The organism is Flavobacterium sp. GW821-FHT12A05 (assembly GCF_058807735.1).
On sequence record NZ_JBXAQY010000003.1, the window covers coordinates 135,800 to 154,610 of the forward strand.

The 18,811-nt window shown below is 34.7% G+C and carries 3 protein-coding genes; all 3 read right to left on the reverse strand.

The window, feature by feature from the left end; translation table 11 throughout:
* Nucleotides 1-41: 41 nt before the first annotated feature.
* Genes AC1RRQ_RS07395 through AC1RRQ_RS07405 form a run of 3 tightly spaced genes read right to left on the reverse strand, consistent with a single transcriptional unit; the run spans nucleotide 42 to nucleotide 18,470 of the window.
* A complete protein-coding gene (locus AC1RRQ_RS07395; RefSeq protein ID WP_493022370.1) occupies nucleotides 42-4,400 on the reverse strand; it encodes a beta-ketoacyl synthase N-terminal-like domain-containing protein in 4,359 nt (1,452 codons plus the stop codon).
* A gap of 30 nt (nucleotides 4,401-4,430) precedes the next feature.
* Nucleotides 4,431-12,080 (reverse strand): amino acid adenylation domain-containing protein, encoded by a 7,650-nt coding sequence (locus AC1RRQ_RS07400; protein ID WP_493022371.1) that lies wholly within the window; start codon nucleotides 12,078-12,080, stop codon nucleotides 4,431-4,433.
* A gap of 6 nt (nucleotides 12,081-12,086) precedes the next feature.
* A complete protein-coding gene (locus tag AC1RRQ_RS07405) occupies nucleotides 12,087-18,470 on the reverse strand; it encodes an amino acid adenylation domain-containing protein (protein ID WP_493022372.1) in 6,384 nt (2,127 codons plus the stop codon).
* Nucleotides 18,471-18,811: the final 341 nt, after the last annotated feature.

The following is an 18,811-nucleotide window of genomic DNA, read 5'->3' on the forward strand; positions in this document are numbered from 1 at the left end:
TTTCAATTATATTATCTTGAATGCGTTTAAGGCTGTTTTTATTAAATAAGAATATGGTTTGACGTTTTGTGCTTTTCAGTCAGCCATAGTTTTTCATCAATTAATGCTGCTAATTCTCTGATTGTATTCTTTTTATAAAGCTCATCGATGTTAATGCTTACTTCAAATTGCTTTTCTATTCGTTTTGTAACCGAAATGCCTTTGAGAGAATCCAAACCATACTCAAAGAAATCTTCTTCTGTACCTATTCCTGAAATCCCAAAAAACTCTTCAAACAGGCTCGTGATGTCTTTTTCTGTAGCCGTTTCAGCAACTCTGTAATTTTTATTGGCCAAAGAATCTTTATTTGTTCTTTTTTGCGAAACCGTATTTTTAGCTTTTCCCGAAGTCTCATTAAAGACCAAAAGCTGTTTGATTTGACTGTATTTAAAACTGTTTTCAAAAGCCTGAGCAAACTCTTCAGGAGAAACAGTCTGGGCTGCGGTCGCAGAAATACCGCATACATTGAGCAATGACCAGGATTTTGTATGAGAACTGATATTCAATACGATATCATCTAATAAAGCATAAGAGGCAGCATAAGTTCCATAAGATATTCCTCCTGAAAAAACAGACATGCTGGAAATTACTTTTACAAAATCAAGATCTTTATTTTGCAGGATTTGATATACATTCAAAATCCCATTTATTTTTTCAGAAAAATGAGCTTCTAACGTTTTTTCTGAAATAGATTCTATCACAGGAAAGTTTTCTAAATCCGTATTTCTTTCGGCATAAATTAAACCGTCAATTTTACCGTGACGCAGTTCAATATCCTGAATTTCATTACTTAATTTATCGAAGTCTAATAATGAACAATTGATGTGAGTCACTTTGCCGGAACTTCTGAAAACATCAAAAAGTACGTGATTATCTTTCGCAGAATCGTAATCTTCTTGATTGATAAGGAAAACCTTTGCCTTATAATTTTCAATTAAATGATTCAGTATGATATGGTTATGTGCATGAAGTCCTCCAATTACGAGATAATTTCCCTGAGGTTTTATTTCCTTTTTACCCGAATTGTCTTGGTCAACAGCTGGCAAAGGTTCAAAAGCACATTCCCATTTTCTTTTATTTCTAAAGGCAATTCTATAAAATCTCTTTTCCTTTTTTATTTCATTTACAATTGATTCACAAGTAAATGCATCAAAATCATCTACATCAATGCTGATGCTTTTTAAACCTGGGTTTTCTTCTGAAAAAACCTGTAAAACCGACGCTAATCCTGAAGTATAGTCGGCTTTTTCTCCGCCTAAAACTTCAATATTGTTTAAGCTTATATTGACAATTTTTAAAGGATTATGAGCTAAATGCCCGCTTAATTCCTTAAGTATTGCAATAAAATGATGTGTCGTTCTTAAATATTCAGAATAATTACTGTTTAGCTCTTTTGGTGAATCAACGCCCCAGGAATATATCACTGTCGAAAAAGCAAGATTGTTGTTCTTTAAATAATCAAACAATGCTTTATAATCTTCCGGAGATTCTGGATTAATGCCAATTGAATTTCCGTCTGCTCTAAACGTTTCTTCTTTATTTACTACGATTGTATGCACATTGCGTTTTGACAATATTGCAGCTAGCTGTCCGGCCTTCTCTTCTTTATCTATAAAAAACAGCACGTTTTCGATTTCTTTTTTTTCGTGTTGGCTTTCAACTGGACAATATTTCCAGGATTGGTAATACAGATGTTTTTCCTGATTGTCGTTTTTCCTGATTTTATTTTGACTTAAATTCTCATAAGGCTTTACTCGAACTGGAAAGATGTAATCATCAAAAGCATAAGTAGGTAACGATATTTTATTTCTTGTTTCTTGTTGATAGTAGGATTCCCAATTTAAACTGAATCCATAGCTGTTTAATTTTGAAATTGCTTTTAATAAAAAGGCTTTATCACTGGTTTCTTCTTTAGGATGTTTTACGGTTTGGATAACAACATTCTCTTTTTCAGGACTATTAATCTGCCTGAACAATCCTGTAAGCGTTTTTCCCGGGCCAACTTCTACAAATATGGTATTACCCATATTGGTTAAAGTTTTTAAACCTTTTGCATAATACACAGGTTCTAATAAATGTTTTATCCAATAATCAGGAGAAGTTACTTCTTCATTTGTAATTAACTGTCCGAAAACATTTGATATGTATTGAATTGAAGGTTTACTTAAAGTGATGTTTGACAAATATTCTTTTAATTCGTCTACTATAGGAAGCATCATTTTTGAATGAAATGCATGAGACGTTTTGAGCTGTACACACGAAATATCATTTAAAAGACATAAAGCCTTTATTTTTTCTATTTCATCCTGTGTTCCTGACATTACAAAATTACCCGGCGAGTTTACTGCTGCCAATGATACTCCTGCCAAAATCGTTTTATCAAATTTCTCGTAATCTGCTTCAATGCTAAGCATTACACCTTCTGCTAAAGAAGACATTAGCTTTCCTCTTTTAACTATAAGTTTTAAGGCATCTTCAAAAGAAAAAACTTCACTTACAGCTGCTGCAACATATTCTCCTAAACTGTGTCCTATTAAATAATCAGGCTGGATTCCCCATTTGATAAGCATTTTGGCCAATGCATATTCAAAAAGAAACAAAATAGGCTGTGTATATTCTGTAACGTTGATGAGAGAACTGTCGGCATGATTAAATAAAATTTCTTTGTAATTTGTATTGTCAATCTCAGATAAGATTTCAAAGCCCTGGTCAAGTATTTCTTTAAAGTATGCTTCTTCTTCGTACAACCCTGCTCCCATTTTATAGTATTGGCTTCCTTGTCCAGGAAACATAAATACTATTCTTTCTTTTTTATCAATCTCCTGATATGGGTTTTCTTTACTTTCTAATACCGCTATAGTTTCTTCGATATTTCTTGCAATTATGTATTTGGAATAGCCAAATTGCTTTCTGCCGACTTGAAACGTATAAGCTAAATCTGCGAGGTTTGTATTTTTATTTTCCTTTAAAAACTTTACTAATTTTGCCTCATAAGCCTCCAGCGAACTAAGGGTTTTAGCTGAATATTGTATTAATTTATACGCTCTCTGGTTTATAGATGAAGTATTATTTCGGTTTTCGTTTTCCTGTAAAACGACATGAACATTTGTTCCTCCAACACCAAAACAGTTTACACCAGCAATTAATGGAGTATTATTTTTTCTTTCCCATTTTTTAGTTTTGGTGACTACGGAGAATGGTCCGTTTTTGAAATTAATTAACGGATTCGTATTTTCGAAATTAATACTGGCCGGAATTATTCCGTTTTTTATCGATAAGGCCGTTTTTATAAGACTTACAACACCTGCAGCCTCATCTGAATGGCCTATATTGGATTTTACAGAACCTATATCGCATTTGTGATTTATGTCATTATCAAATGCTTTGTTTAAAGATTCAATTTCTATAGGATCACCAACTTTGGTAGCGGTGCCGTGAGCTTCGATATACGTTATATCTTTAGATTGAATACCAGCAATTTTATGCGCTAATTTTATGCATTCAACTTGTCCTTGAATACTTGGCATGGAATAACCTGGTTTACGATTACCATCATTATTCATGGCCGAAGCTTTAATTACGGCGTATATCTGATCGTTATCGTTTATTGCATCTTCTAATCTTTTTAAAATTACAAGGCCTGCTCCTTCTGCTCCAATAGTTCCGGAAGCCTCGGCATCAAATGTTTTACAATGTCCGTCTATAGACTCGATCATCCCTTCCTGATACAAATATCCTACATCATTAAAGGAATTGACTCTTATACCGCCAGTTACCGCAACATTACACTCATTTAACAATAAGCTTCTGCAAGCCAAATGAATTGTACTTAAAGAGGTCGAACAAGCCGTGTCAACATAATAACATGGCCCTTTTAGGTTTAATTTAAAAGCTGTCATAGAAGCCATAAAACTAGGATCTGATAAATATGTTTTTGAAAAAGAATCTATAGAATTATCCTGTGATGTGGCCGCATACAAGCTCCAGTTTAAATCATTATGAGCTCCAACAAAAATCCCGATTTTCTTAACGAATCTTTCTGTATCGCATCCGGCATCTTCCAGCGCTTCCCAAACGAGCTGGTGAAGAAGCCTTGTTTGGGGATTCATAAAATTAACCTCGGCAGGAGTGTATTTAAAAAAAGGATAATCAAAGCTTTCTACATTGTCTATAAATGAGGCAGCCTTTACATAATTTGCATTGGAAAGGTCTTTTTGCTGAACACCTAAGTTTTCCAGTTCAGCATCTGAATAAAAGTGTATCAATTCCTTTTCATCCAATAGGTTTTTCCAAAACCCATCTATAGTGTCTGATTTCGGGAATCTTCCTGACATTCCAATAATAGCTATATCTTTTTTCATTTAGTAAATCACATTTAGTTTTTCGCAGCTTTATAAATCACTCATAAAATCCATCAATTCCTCTACATTTTCCATCTCATCTTTTTCTGTTTCAATTTCATACGATACTGCAGTCTGAGTTAAATTTTCTGCCAAAGTCCTGATGGTTGGATATTGGAAAAAAGAAATGATCTCTAACTCCACATTTAATGCAGCATTTACTATCGATAGCAGCTGAAACGCTTTCATTGAATTACCTCCAATTTCAAAAAAGTTATCCTCTACGCTTATCTGCTCTAATTTTAAATAGTCACTCCACAGTACGGACAGTTTTTTTTCCATTTCGCTTTTAGGAGCTGCATAGTTTTTAGCTTTTGTTATTCCTCCATTCGGAAGAGGCAGTTTTTTAAAATCTATTTTACCATTAGGCGTTTGCGGAAAATCATCAAGCGTAACTATTTGCTGCGGAATCATATAGTGAGGCAGACGTAATCGAAGGAATTCTTTAACCTTTTCTTCTTCAATAGCACTCGCTGTTTTTATATAGGCGGCAATGAATGTCTGCTCTTTTTCTTCAAAAGCTGTTACTGCACATTGAACTACCGCTTTGTGCTGCAGGATTACATTTTCAATTTCTTTTAATTCTATTCGGTGTCCTTTAATTTTTACCTGGCTGTCTATCCTGCCTTGATATTCCAATTCGCCATCTGGGTTCCAACAAGCCAGATCACCTGTTTTGTATATTTTTTGGCCGGACTCAAAAGGATTATCTATAAATTTTGATTGTGTTAATTCATCATTATTTAAATACCCAAGCGAAACTCCGTCGCCTCCTATGCACAATTCTCCGGAAACACTTACCGGACATAACTGGTTAAAGGCATCCAGAATGTAAATTTTTGTGTTTGCAATAGGATTGCCAATAGTAATATCGCTGCTGGTTTTTACCGTTTTTACAGAAGACCAAATGGTTGTTTCTGTTGGCCCGTACATATTATGGATACCGCTTTTTACTTCGCTGATTAGTTTTTCTGCAAGTGATTTTTTTAAGGCTTCACCGCCTATTAAAAGTGTTTTTATTTCTTGTAATGCTTCTTTGGCTTTAACATCCAGCAAAAGCTCCTCATAAAACGATGGAGTGGCTTGCATGTGTGTAACCTTATATTGGTGGATAAGTGCTGCTGTATCTTGCTCTTTGGTTAATCTTTTCATTCGCTCAACAATACAATCATATTGAACTTTAGATCTTCGTACCATTTCTTTTAGGCTGAACAAATGATCCAGATTGTCCAACACCTTTTTTTCCTCAACACCAAAATCAATTAAACAAGCTATTTCATCTACTTTAATACTGTAAGCTTTATTTATGAGTTCCAGACATTTTTCGGGTGTTCCAAACAAGCTGCCGCTTTTGTAATATCTTAAGAATCCCATATCCAGTAACTTTTCAGCATCTGCATTTAAATCCAGTCCCTGCTCTTCGGCAATAGGTTTTAGAAGATCTAAGGAGTTTTTGAGATAGTTTTTAAAAGGTTCTTCGACAATTTTTTTAACCAAATCATCGTCGTCACTTACATACGTATGCAGCATTAAAGCGACTTTTCCTTTTTCTGGATCAAATCCGTTATCTTGAAGCGTTTGTCTGTAGACTTCTATTTTTTCGCCTAAATCTTCCATACTCTGACCTAATAAGTGTGTCAGAACGTTTGCGCCAATGCTTCCGGCATATTTAAATGTCTCAATACTTCCGGCTGCGGTAATCCATATAGGAACTTCTTTTTGTATTGGCTTGGGATGAATTGTAAATTCAAAATCTTTTCCTATTCCGTTCTTACGAATAAGGGAATCGCCTCTCCATAAGTTTTTTAGTACTTCTATTTTGTCGCGCATCAATTGATGACGATTTTGATAATCATCTGGCGCTAAAACAAAATCATTTGGATGCCATCCTGAAGCAATTGATAATTCTACTCTTCCTTCAGATAAATTATCGATCATAGACCATTCTTCGGCAACTCTCACAGGGTCATGCAGTGGCAGCACGACACTTCCTGAACGAAGTTTTATGTTTTTAGTAATGGTCGAAACCGCTGCAGCTGCTATAGATGGATTAGGAAATTGGTCTCCAAAATCATGAAAATGTCTTTCCGGAACCCAAATAGCTTTAAAGCCGTGTTTATCAGCATAAACCGCTCCTTCTGTAAGCAGTTTGTATTTATTGCTTTCGGCACTTGTTCCGGAAGGAAAGTAAAACAAACTGAAATCCATTTCCGGTTTAGGCTGCGCATAAACTGGTCTTTCTAAATGAATTACTACTTTACATCCGCGGGTCAAAGTCCATAATAATTCTAATACCGAAATATCAAAACTTATACTGGTCATAGCTAACCAGACATCATCTGGAGAAGATTGTGTAAACTTCTGGTTCATTGCTTCCATAAAACTGGTTAGGTTTTTATGGGATATCTTTACTCCTTTTGGCTTACCGGTTGATCCAGATGTATAAATAACGTAGGCCAATGATGTGTTTTCAATTTTAGGCAGAGGAGATTCTTCCTGTATCTCCCTATTTTGTGAATCGACACAAATGACATTTACATTTTTAGAAATCATGTCTTTTGTATGCTGGTCTGCCAGAACAATTTTGGTATTACTCTGCTGTAAAATGTAATCGATCCTGTCTAAAGGATAAAATGGATCTAATGGCAGATAAGCGCCGCCAGACTTTAATATTCCAAGAATAGCTGTCATCATTTCCATAGAACGTCCCAAGCAAACACCTACCGTGGTGTTTGGCATTACTCCTTGTTGATGAAGGTATAAAGCCAATTGTGTTGATTTTTCATCAAGCTCTTTATAGCTCATTTCTACACCTTCGCATACCAAAGCTGTCTTTTCCGGAAATCTTACTGCCTGCTTTTGAAATGCTGCAATATTTGTTTCTTCCTGATCGTATTGATGTGCCGTATTATTGAATTTCTGTAGCAATTGCTCTGTTTGGTCTGCATTCAGATACTTTATGTATTTGATATAGATATGAGAATTATCGATACTTTGTGCCAGGAAGTTTTCGTAATTAACAGCCAGATTTTCGATAAATTTTTTCTGAAACAGGTCTGTATTATACTCTATAGATAAACTCAAATTATCTTTGTCTTCAAAAAAAGTAAAGGTGATATCGTATTTGCTTACTGTACTTTCGAAATTGTTGTAAAACGAACATTTTAACCCATCAAAACCCGATTCAAAACCAACTGATTCGTCATTATTTTGCTGATGTGCCACCAGAATATCAAACAAAGGCGAACGGCTTATATCTCTTGTCAAATTAAGGTTATCAACCAATTGGTCGAATGAATAGCCGGAATTCGAATACGCTTCTTCTAAAATTTGCTTCTGCTGCTTAAATAAAGCCTGAAAAGAGCTGTTCTCTTCAAATTGCATGCGAATAGGCAGCGTATTAATGTACAGACCAATCTGGTTTTGAAGCTCGGCATAATTTCTGCCGGAAACAGGAGTTCCTAAAATAATGTCGGTTTGAGCAGTATATCGGTACAATAAACCATTGACTGCGGCCATCAGCGACATGAAAAGGGTTCCTTTGTTTTCGCTTGAAAATGCTCTTGCTTTCTTTAAATTTTCTTTGCTTATTGAATGTACATAAGCAGCACCATTATAGGTCTTTATAACTGGTCTTGGTTGATAAACAGGTAAGTTGATAAGAGGCAATTCGCCTGAAAATTTTTCGAGCCAGTATTTTTCTGCACTTTTTACATTTTCTTTATCGTTAACCCACTCCGCATAATCTTTAAATTGTATTGCCAGTGCCGGCAAACTAACCGGATTCTCTGAGTTTATATTATTATAGATTTGTGCTAAATCCGACAATAAAATCTCTAAAGAAGCCCCGTCTGATATGATATGATGTATGTTAATACATAAGTAGTTTTCAGTATTACTTTTGCGCAATAACAATATTTTCAGGAAAGAAGATTCCTTTAATGCAAACGGAGCTTTTATAAAATGAGTTATTTTATCCTTAGTTTCTTCTTCTGAACCCGCATTCTGTATTTCGATCTGTAAATTGGTTTGTTCTAAAACTTTTTGAGCTATTACTCCGCTTTCCTGAACTATAAAATGTGTTCTTAGAATCTCATGTCTCTTTACCAGTTCATTAACCGCTTGCTGCAATTGATTCGTATTTATATCTCCTTCTAATTTTAAGATAAGAGGCAGATTGTACGCGCTGTTTATATTTTCCATTTGGCATAGAATCCAAAATCTCAATTGCGAAGATGTGAGTGGATACGTCTCTTTTTGAGCTGCCTGTGGAATTTCAGTTACTTGATTTTGTAATGCCCCTAAATTTTCTATATGCGCTGCTATAGATTCAATCGTGGGATTACTTAAAAACAATTCGAATGTGATCTCCGCATATAAATCGGTTTTTATGCGATTCAACATTTTATGCATCTTAAGGCTATGTCCGCCTAACTCGAAAAAATTATCGGAAATCCCCACTTTATCAACACCAAGGAGTTCTTTCCATATTGCTGCTAATTGTTTTTCTAAGGCCGTTTCCGGAGCTGTATATTTTGCGGTAATTAATGCATTGTCATCAATTTCCGGCAATGCTTTTTTATTGATTTTTCCGTTAGATGTCAGCGGGATTGTATCTACTAAAATGATATAAGAAGGCACCATATAATCCGGAAGAACCTTACTTAATTGTTTCTTAAGGTAAAGCCTGTCTATAGGTTCATTTGCAGCAACATAAGCAGCTATAAATTGTTCATTTCCTTTAGTTATAACCTCAACAAAGGACTGAATTACAGATTCCTGCATTGATATAGCACTTTTTATTTCGGCTAATTCTATTCTGTATCCTCTAATTTTTACCTGATCATCATTTCTTCCTAAATATATAATGCTGCCTGTATAGTCCTGGTATGCTAAATCTCCTGTTTTGTATAGCTTTTCTTCTTTTTGAAACGGATTGGCAATAAATCGCTCGTTAGTCAGATCAGGCAGGTTTAAGTAGCCTAATGCTAAATGTTCGCCTCCAACATAAATCTCTCCAATTATTTTTTGCGGTACGGGCTGGCGGTTCTTATCTAATAAATAGATAGTCGTATTGGCAACGGGTTTTCCTATTGGAACATAAGATATAATGTCGTTTTCTTCTTCACACATTGTAAAACTTGTCACAACGTGGGTTTCTGAAGGACCGTAATGGTTATGTAATTTTACTTTAGGATTCTCTAACAGAAATTTTTCTAATGCACTGCTTACCATTAATTGCTCTCCTGAAGATATAATATGTTTAATCTTATGATTTTTAATAAAAGTTTCTTCTAAAGAGTCAAAAAAGTTAATTAATGCCGAAAACGGAAAGCATAATACTTCAATAGCATGGATTGCAACGTAATTTGAAAGCTCTTTAAAATCAATTTTCATTGATTCCGGAGTTACATACAGCGTTCCGCCTGTACTGAGTACAAACCAGCAATCTTGAAGCGAAACATCAAAACTGAAAGAAGTGTATTGTAAATGTTTTAATCCTGATTCAATTCCAGAATCATAAATATTCCATTGAATTAAGTTACTCAGCATTCTATGCGTTTGTACCACTCCTTTAGGGTTTCCTGTAGATCCCGAAGTATAAATGATGAAAGATGCATCATCTAGTTCATTTACGGTATTCAGATTTGCAATATCCCATTCTGAAAATTCAAATTGATCTAAATTGATTATTACCGCTTTTTCAGATAATTCTTCAGCTGCTAAATCTGCCGCTGAAATTATGATTTCTATTGCAGCATCTTCTAGAATATATTTTTTACGCTCTGCATTGTATTTATAATCAACTGGAACATAACAGGCTCCTGATTTTATAACGCCTATCATGGCCAGAACATTGAAATGAGAACGTCCTAAGTAGACTCCAACATTGGTTTTGGCAGTTACACCATGTTTTTCACGCAGACAATGCGCCAGCTGATTGGTGTATTCATTTACTTGTTTATATGTTAGGGTAATATCTTCATATTGCAGGGCAATATTTTCCGGTGTACGTTTTGCCTGATTTTCAAAAAAATCGATTACGGTTCTTTTTACATATTTTCCCGTTTCGGATTCTTGTTTTAGTATTCCTTCGTTTTCTGTCAGGTAATTTATTGCGGCTATGGTTTGCTTGTGTTCTGTCAATACTAAATTGATCATCTTTTCATAGTGCCTGATGAACTGTACGATAAGAGCTTCTTCAAATAAATCAGTATTATATTCCACTTTAAATGTGATACAGTTATTTGCTGCTTCATCGGCATAAAATAATAAATCAAATTTGCTTGTTGTATTTTTGTCCTTTGTTATAGACTGAAGGTCTTCGCTGTTATTGAAAGTATTCTCTCTGCCTTCTTTTGATGAAACAACTAACATTACATCAAAAAGAGGATTTCTTGACGGGTCTTTCTTTAAATTCAAATCCTTTACCAACTCTTCAAAAGGATATTGTTGATTAGCGTATGAATCTAATACGCCTTGTTTTACTTTTGAAAAGAAAGCATCGAAAGAATCCGAATACTCAAGTACGTTTCTAATTGCCAGCGTATTGGTATAAAAGCCTACCTGGTTTTGTAAATCGGCATGTTCTCTGGCTGCAACAGGTGTGCCTATTATGATGTCGTCAGCTCCTGTATACCTGCTCAACATGATATGCAGTGTTCCTAACATTACCATGAACAGGGAAGCATTATTCTTCTCTGCATACTCTTTTAATAATGCTGAGGTATGGCTGCTAAAATTAGTTTTAAGAGTCTGTCCGTTGTATGTTTTTACAACTGGTCGGGTTTGTTTTAGAGGAAATTCCAAAACCGGAATCTCATTACTGCATTTTTCTATCCAATAGGCTTTTTGTTTTTGAAGCGATTCACTATTTAATTGCTGCAAATGCCAGGCGCTATAATCTTTGTACTGAATTCTTAAAGCTGGTAATGCTGGTTGTATATTTTGGCTAAAAGCCTGATAGCTTGTTAGGATTTCTCTTTTTAATACAGGAATCGACCAGGCATCACAAATTATGTGGTGTAAATTACAGTAAAAGACATATTCATCATCTTTGTATTGTAATATAGCAGCTCTCAGCAATGGCCCTTTTTCCAGATTAAACGGTATTGCGGCATCCTTTTTAATATAGTTATTGACTTTGTCTAAAGAATGATCATACTTTCTGTAATCTTCGAACGCGATTTCAAAAATTACTTCAGATTCCGGCAATACATATTGTCTTAACTCCTGATTTTTATCTAATTTAAATACAGTACGCAATATTTCATGTCTCTTTATAACATGATGAAGTGCTTTATTAAAATAGGACACTTGATAAGTTCCTTTTAATAAAATTTCAAAAGGCATATTATATGCGGCAGAAGCTTGGCTGGATTGCGATTCAAGCCATATTCTAAGCTGGGCATTAGATACTGTATAAGAGGAATCAATTGCTGTTTTAGGTATTTCTGTAAACTTATTTTTTGTAGAAATAGAAGACAAATAGGCAATAATTTCCTGCTTGTGCTTTTTAAGAAGCTCGAGTGTTTCATCCTCAATATGGTCATGGAGCAATGTAATCTCTAATTGATCTTCAATTAGTTTTAACACAACTCCTTTTTCTCTGAGTTCTTTAATAAAAAAGATTATTTCCATATTGAATTATATTACTATTTTCTTAACCGATTGACTGTAATCAGCTTCTTCAAGCCATTTTGCATTTTCAATATTCAGTGCTAAATTCTGAATCGTAGGACGCACAAACAGTTCCTGTAAACTAATAGTCACATCAAATTGTTTATGTAAGATTGATAATAGTTCTGTTGCTTTTAAGCTATGTCCGCCCAGTTCAAAAAAGTTGTCTGTTACCCCTACTTTTTCTACACCTAATATTTCCTGCCACATGGTTACAATCTGCTTTTCTGTTTCAGATTCAGGAGCTACATAATGTGAGGTTTTGATTTTATGAACTTCCAGTTCTAAAAGTGCTGTTTTGTCTACTTTACCATTTGGCGTTAACGGAATTTCATCCAATAAAAGATAATAGGTTGGTAACATGTAACCTGGCAATTTTTGAGACAGCTTGCTGCGTACTTTCTGAATATCAATCTTTTCTCCTTTTAAATAAGAAACAATTTGTTTTTCTCCAGCATGATCCTTGGTAAGCACTACTGCATTAGCAACCGATTCGTCTTCTTCCAGTGCATGTTCTATTTCTCCAAGCTCTATACGGTAGCCGCGAATTTTTATTTGATGATCTTTTCTGCCTATAAAACCGATGTTTCCGTCTGGCATCCAATATCCTAAATCGCCTGTACGATACATTACTTTATCAGGGCTAAAAGGATTTGGAACAAATTTTTCCTTCGTCAGTTCAGGCTTGTTCAGATAGCCTAATGACAATCCTTTTCCGGAAATACAGATTTCGCCCACTAATCCTTCTCCTTGTAATGATAATTCGTCAGATAGTATATAAAATTGTGTATTCGAAATAGGTTTTCCTATAGGAAGTGAATGCTCATGAATTTTATCGATTCTATAACAACTGCTATAGGTTGTGTCTTCTGATGGGCCGTATAGATTTCTAATCTCTACAGGATATTGAATCAGGCTGTTACTCAAACCAATTGGGATAGGTTCTCCGGCCATGTTTATAACCGTTACATTTTCTAGCGACACTTCTCTCTCCAGCAAATTATCTATTACCGAAGGAACTGTATTGATTAATATCTTTTGATCCTTGTTTACATAATCGGAAATGGATAATCCGTTTGTAATAATTCTAATTTTCTTTCCTATAGACAGCGGATAAAACATTTCAAAAACAGACAAATCAAAACAATGAGACGTTGCTGCGTAGAGAATGTCAAAATCAGCAGAAGCAAATTCCTGCATGCTCCAATCTAAAAAAGCCACAGCATTATCATGTGTCAGCATTACGCCTTTAGGCTTTCCTGTAGAGCCAGAAGTATAAATTAGGTAAGCTAATGAATTGGGAGTTATCTTAATTTTAGGCAGCTCCGTAACTGGTACATTCGCCTGTTCAAAATCCTGCAGTAGTTTTTCTGCTATCGTTATTTTACAAGAACTGTCCTGTTCTATATAAGCAATTCGGTCTTCCGGATAATTTAAATCTATAGGAACGTAAGCGGCTCCTGTTTTTAATATCGCCAATATCGATATGATTAACCATTCGTCTCTTTTTAGCTTTACACCAACAAAATCTCCTGGTTTTACCGCGTAGTGATCCAATAAATATTGTGCTAATTGATTGGATTTTTGTTGTAGTTCTTTATAAGTAACTGTTTTGTCATCAGAAATAAGTGCAATTGCATCCGGTGTTTTCAGACATTGAGATTCTACGAAGTCTACAATTGTTGTATTACCTGGATAGTCGCTGTCTGCTGCGTTGTAAACGTGCAATAATCGTTGCTTTTCTTCATTTCCAACATAGTCAATTTTAGCAATACTATTTTCTGGTTTTTCTATACCTTCAGCAATAAACTTTTCAAAATAATGAAGTAGTTTTTGAACAAATTTCGAAGTATATATATCAGTATTATAAGTAAGCGTTACGCTTAAACTGTCTTTTTCTTCCACAAAAGAAAAACTTAAATCAAACTGACTCGACTTTTTTTGTACTTTATTGTATGATGAGATTTCTATTTCTGAAAAAGTTTCTTCTTTAGAAAAAATATCCTGCTGATTATGCAAAACCACCATAACATCAAACAATGCTGATCTTGAAAGGTCTCTTTTTAATGATAATTGTTCAACCAGAACATCAAAAGGATAAGACTCGTTTGCATAGCCATCCAGAAGTACCTTTTTTTGTTTTTCTAATAAACTGCCATACGTATCTGCGGCTTCAAAACGAGTACGAATGGCTATTGTATTAAGGTAAAGTCCTATTTGATATTCTAAATCTGAATGATGTCTTCCTGCTACCGGAGTTCCGATTATGATATCGGTTTGTCCGCTGTATCTGTAAAACAATCCGTTTAATCCGGCCATTAAAGCCATGAACAAAGTAGCTCCGTTTTGTTGGGAAAAGCTTTTTAAACCAGCTGTAAAATCGGCAGGAAAAGTATAGGAAAAACTATCTCCATTATACGTTTTTACTTTTGGGCGGTTTGCCATTGTCGATAATTCCAATACAGGAAGATCGCTTGCAAATTGCTCCAGCCAATAAGTTCCTGATTGGGCTAATTTTTCCTGATTTGAGGCACTGTTATACCAATACGCATAATCTTTATACTGAATAGGCAGCTCTGGCAGGGCTATTGTTTTGGATTGTTTTAAATTATTGTATTGCGCTACTATTTCTCTCGAAAGTATTTCCATAGACCAGCCGTCACCCACAATATGATGAAGATTGAATAACAACAAATGATGCTCATCACTGAAACTTATAATTTCTACTTTAAGTAATGGTGCTTCATCCAGATTAAAAGGATGGTCAATATGGCTGCTTATTATTGCCGAAACATCTTCATCTTGTAATGCATGATGTACGTTTACCAGACACGCAGCTTCGTGCGCAGGCAGAATATATTGATGTAATGTTCCCCATTCATCTCTTTTAAAAGCAGTACGAAGGCTTTCATGACGTTCAATTAGTTTATCTACTGATTTTTGAAATAATGAAATATCTAATGCCCCTTTCAATTCCAAGACATTCGTAATATTATAAGCTGCACTTCCACCCTCAAATTGGCTTAAAGTCCATAATCGTCTTTGTGAAGAAGTCGCAGGATAGTATTCCTGCTCCGGTGCTTTAGTAAGCACCTCTCTGGAAGATGCATGTAATTTTTCTACCATTCCCATTATGGTAGGGCTTTCGAAAACATCTTTTACCTTTAATTCATAACCCAGCTTTTCTAATTCGTTTATAAGTCTCAGTATCTTCAAACTGTGTCCGCCTAAGTCAAAAAAGCTAGTTGTAATTCCTATTTTAGATATTCCTAAAATCTCTTCCCATATCAATGCTATTTGAGATTCAAGTTCGTTTCGTGGTGCAGTATACTCCGCATTTTTTATGCCTAAATCTTCTATAGCCAGCAGTGCGTGCTTGTCTATTTTTCCGTTAGGTGATAAAGGAATTGAATCCAGTTCTATATAGAATCCGGGAATCATGTATTCCGGCAAACTACTTCTTAAGGAATTTTTTAATTCTTCGATATTTATATTTGTACCAACCAGATAAGCAATAAGAACTTTCTCTCCAGCATGCTCTTTAATGAGCACTACTGCATTGGTTACGGTTTTATCTTCTTTTAAAGCATATTCTATTTCGCCAAGTTCTACACGGTAGCCGCGAATCTTTATTTGGTGGTCTTTACGGCCAATAAAATTCACGTTACCATCTGGTGTCCAATAGCCAAGATCTCCTGTACGATACATCAATGCATCAACGCTGAAAGGATTTGCTGTAAACTTCTCTCTGGTTAGTTCAGGCTGATTCAAATAACCCGCCGCTAATCCTTTTCCGGAAATACAGATCTCACCCACAATTCCCACAGGACTTAATTGCGCAGCATCAGGCTCTATAATATAAACTTGTCTGTTTGCTATAGGTTTACCAATAGGAATCGTAACTTCTTTATTTGTTATTTGATGATACGTTGCACAAACTGTACTTTCTGTAGGACCATAAGTGTTATACACACAAACTTTATCCCACAGGTTATTGACATAATCTGCTTGTAATGTGTCACCACCGCTAATGAGTATTCTTATGTTAAGATTGAACTTGTTATATACAGCATTTAAATATTGCAAGGCATACGGATTCGTACTTAAAACTGTTATTTTATGGCGTTCGCAAAGGCTGAATAATTCTTCGAAATCACCTTTTTCTTCATGAAATACTAACGTTCCTCCACTTATAAGAATTGGGAATATTTCTTCTATAGAGGTATCAAAAGAAATACTGGCTTGCTGTACTACGCTATCATTTGGTGTTAATTGAAAATGATTTTTAAAAGTTAGTACGTAGTCTGCAAAAGATTCATGTGTAATTTGAACTCCTTTAGGATTTCCTGTTGATCCCGAAGTGTATATTACATAAGCTAAATCTTTTTGAGTTAGTGCAGCTGTATATAGTGCAGGATAATGATGTGAGTTACTTTTAAACGCTGCTAATATTTCGCTATTGATAATCAGTTTACACGCACTGTCTTGCTGTATATAATTTTTACGTGCTTCAGGATATGCAGGATCTATAGGTACATATACAGCTCCGGTTTTTAGTAAGCCGATGATGGTAATAATAGTCCACGAATTTCTTTCTAACTCTATTCCAACAAAATCACCTTTTTTTACATCGAATTGCTGCTCAAGGTAATTGGCTAATTTATTGCTGTATTCTTCTAAATAAGCATAGCTGCTTTTTTCTCCTTGGTGAATGAATGCTGTTTGATTTGGATTTTCCTTCGCTATTGATTCTATAAGGTTCACAACCGTTAAGGAAGAATCATAAGGAGTTAAAGCATGATTGAATTCGTTAAGAATCGTATTTTTTTCTGCTGGAGATACAATTTCAATAGCATTAATTGCTAAATCCGGTTTTCGAATACCTGCATTTACAAATACTTCAAAATGGTTTAATAAATTAACTATAAAAGTTTCCTCGTAGATATCTGTATTGTATTCTACACTAAGCGATAATCCTTTTTCATTTTCTACAAATACAAAACTAATATCTAACTGGCTTACTTCTCTTTCTACTTCATTGTAGTGAGAAGCCACAACTCCGTTTATTCCTTTCTGATCGTTGATTTCCAATCCCTGGTGATTTTGCAATAACACCATAATGTCAAACAACGGTGATCTGCTTTGGTCTTTAGGAAGTGCTAATTGATTTACAATCGCTGTAAAAGGATATTCTTTGTTTTCATAAGCTTTTATAAGCGTCTGCTTTTGTTGCTGCATAAGCTTCAGGAAGCTGTCTTCTTTTTCAAATTGTGTACGAATCGCCAAAGCATTTGAGTACAATCCTATTTGATTTTCTAAATCTGAATGCTCTCGTCCTGCAACAGTAGTACCCAATGTTATATCGGTCTGACCTGTATATTTTGAAAACAATCCGTTAAGACCTCCAAGTAATAACATAAATAAGGTCATCTGCTGTTCTCTGGCAAATGTATTTAGGTCTCCTAAAAACTGTTTCGAAAATTCATGCTGATGGATTTGCCCTTTATAGGTTTTCATAACCGGACGTTTTCCCGGAACTAAATTCAATGCCGGACAGCTTGTTTCAAACTGCTTTTTCCAGTATTCTAATTTGCTCTTATATTCAGTGCTTACAAGCTTTTCGTTAAGCCATTCGCTGTAATCTTTGTATTGTATAGGAAGTTCGGATAATTGTATTTCCTGATTACCAGCCAAACTATTATAAACTACCATGACTTCTCTGGTAAGTATTTGTAATGACCAGCCATCTCCTATAATATGGTGAAGATTGAACAGCAGAATGTGTTCTTCTTCATTTCTCTTAAATAATGCGGCACTTAATAAAAGACCTTTCTCTAAATCAAAAGCTTTTTGGTATTGTTGTTTTATTTGCTGGTGAAGCTGCTCAATAGAAGAATTTTCTACAATTACAGTTTGAAGCTTAAATTCTATTTCCTCATTTCTCAGGATATACTGTTGTATTTCTTCGCTTTGATTTTTTCTAAAAACAGTTCTAAGTGATTCGTGTCTTACTATAACCTGTTTAAATGCTTTTTCCAGAAGTGCACTATCCAGTTTTCCCTCCAGCTTTAATGTCGAAGTAATATTATAGGCTTTGTTTCCTCCCAGATGTTCATGAATAAACCACATGAAGTATTGCGTTGGAGTCAAGGCGTAACTTTCTGTTACTTTAGCTTTTGGGATTGAAGTACTTGAAGATATCAAACTGATTAAATATGCTTTGTGCTCTTTAATTTCTTCTAATAATTCTTTTGTTAATACTCCTTTTGCAGCATTTACCTTAAGATTACCATCAATTATTTTCAACTGAACTCCCAAAGAAGTAAGTTTATTTATAATTTCATTCTTCATAAAAAAAACAGTTTAAATCTAGTATTAAACAAACAGCTTCGCTATCCTCAACAACTGTAATTTGTTTTTGAGAGTTATTTTGCGAGCATTAAAGCATCAAATATTTTATATAAAAATATCAGCAACATGGCTATAAAAATTACGGACTTTTAATCTATAATTTACGGACTTTCCTACAAGTCATATAAATCACTAATAATCAGTAAAATGATTATACAAGCTGTAGGTAAAGGCAGCATTTTTTTTATTAAAATTTTACATACAGAAGCCAAAAAAGGGCTTACTATTAAAAGCAGCCCTTTATCTTTAAAATGTTTAATCAGTTAATAATGAGAAACATT

Bases quoted from the DNA above. Each gene is read 5' to 3' on its own strand.
- AC1RRQ_RS07395 (WP_493022370.1), bottom strand. From the start codon at position 4,400: ATGAAAAAAGATATAGCTATTATTGGAATGTCAGGAAGATTCCCGAAA.
- AC1RRQ_RS07400 (WP_493022371.1), bottom strand. From the start codon at position 12,080: ATGGAAATAATCTTTTTTATTAAAGAACTCAGAGAAAAAGGAGTTGTG.
- AC1RRQ_RS07405 (WP_493022372.1), bottom strand. From the start codon at position 18,470: ATGAAGAATGAAATTATAAATAAACTTACTTCTTTGGGAGTTCAGTTG.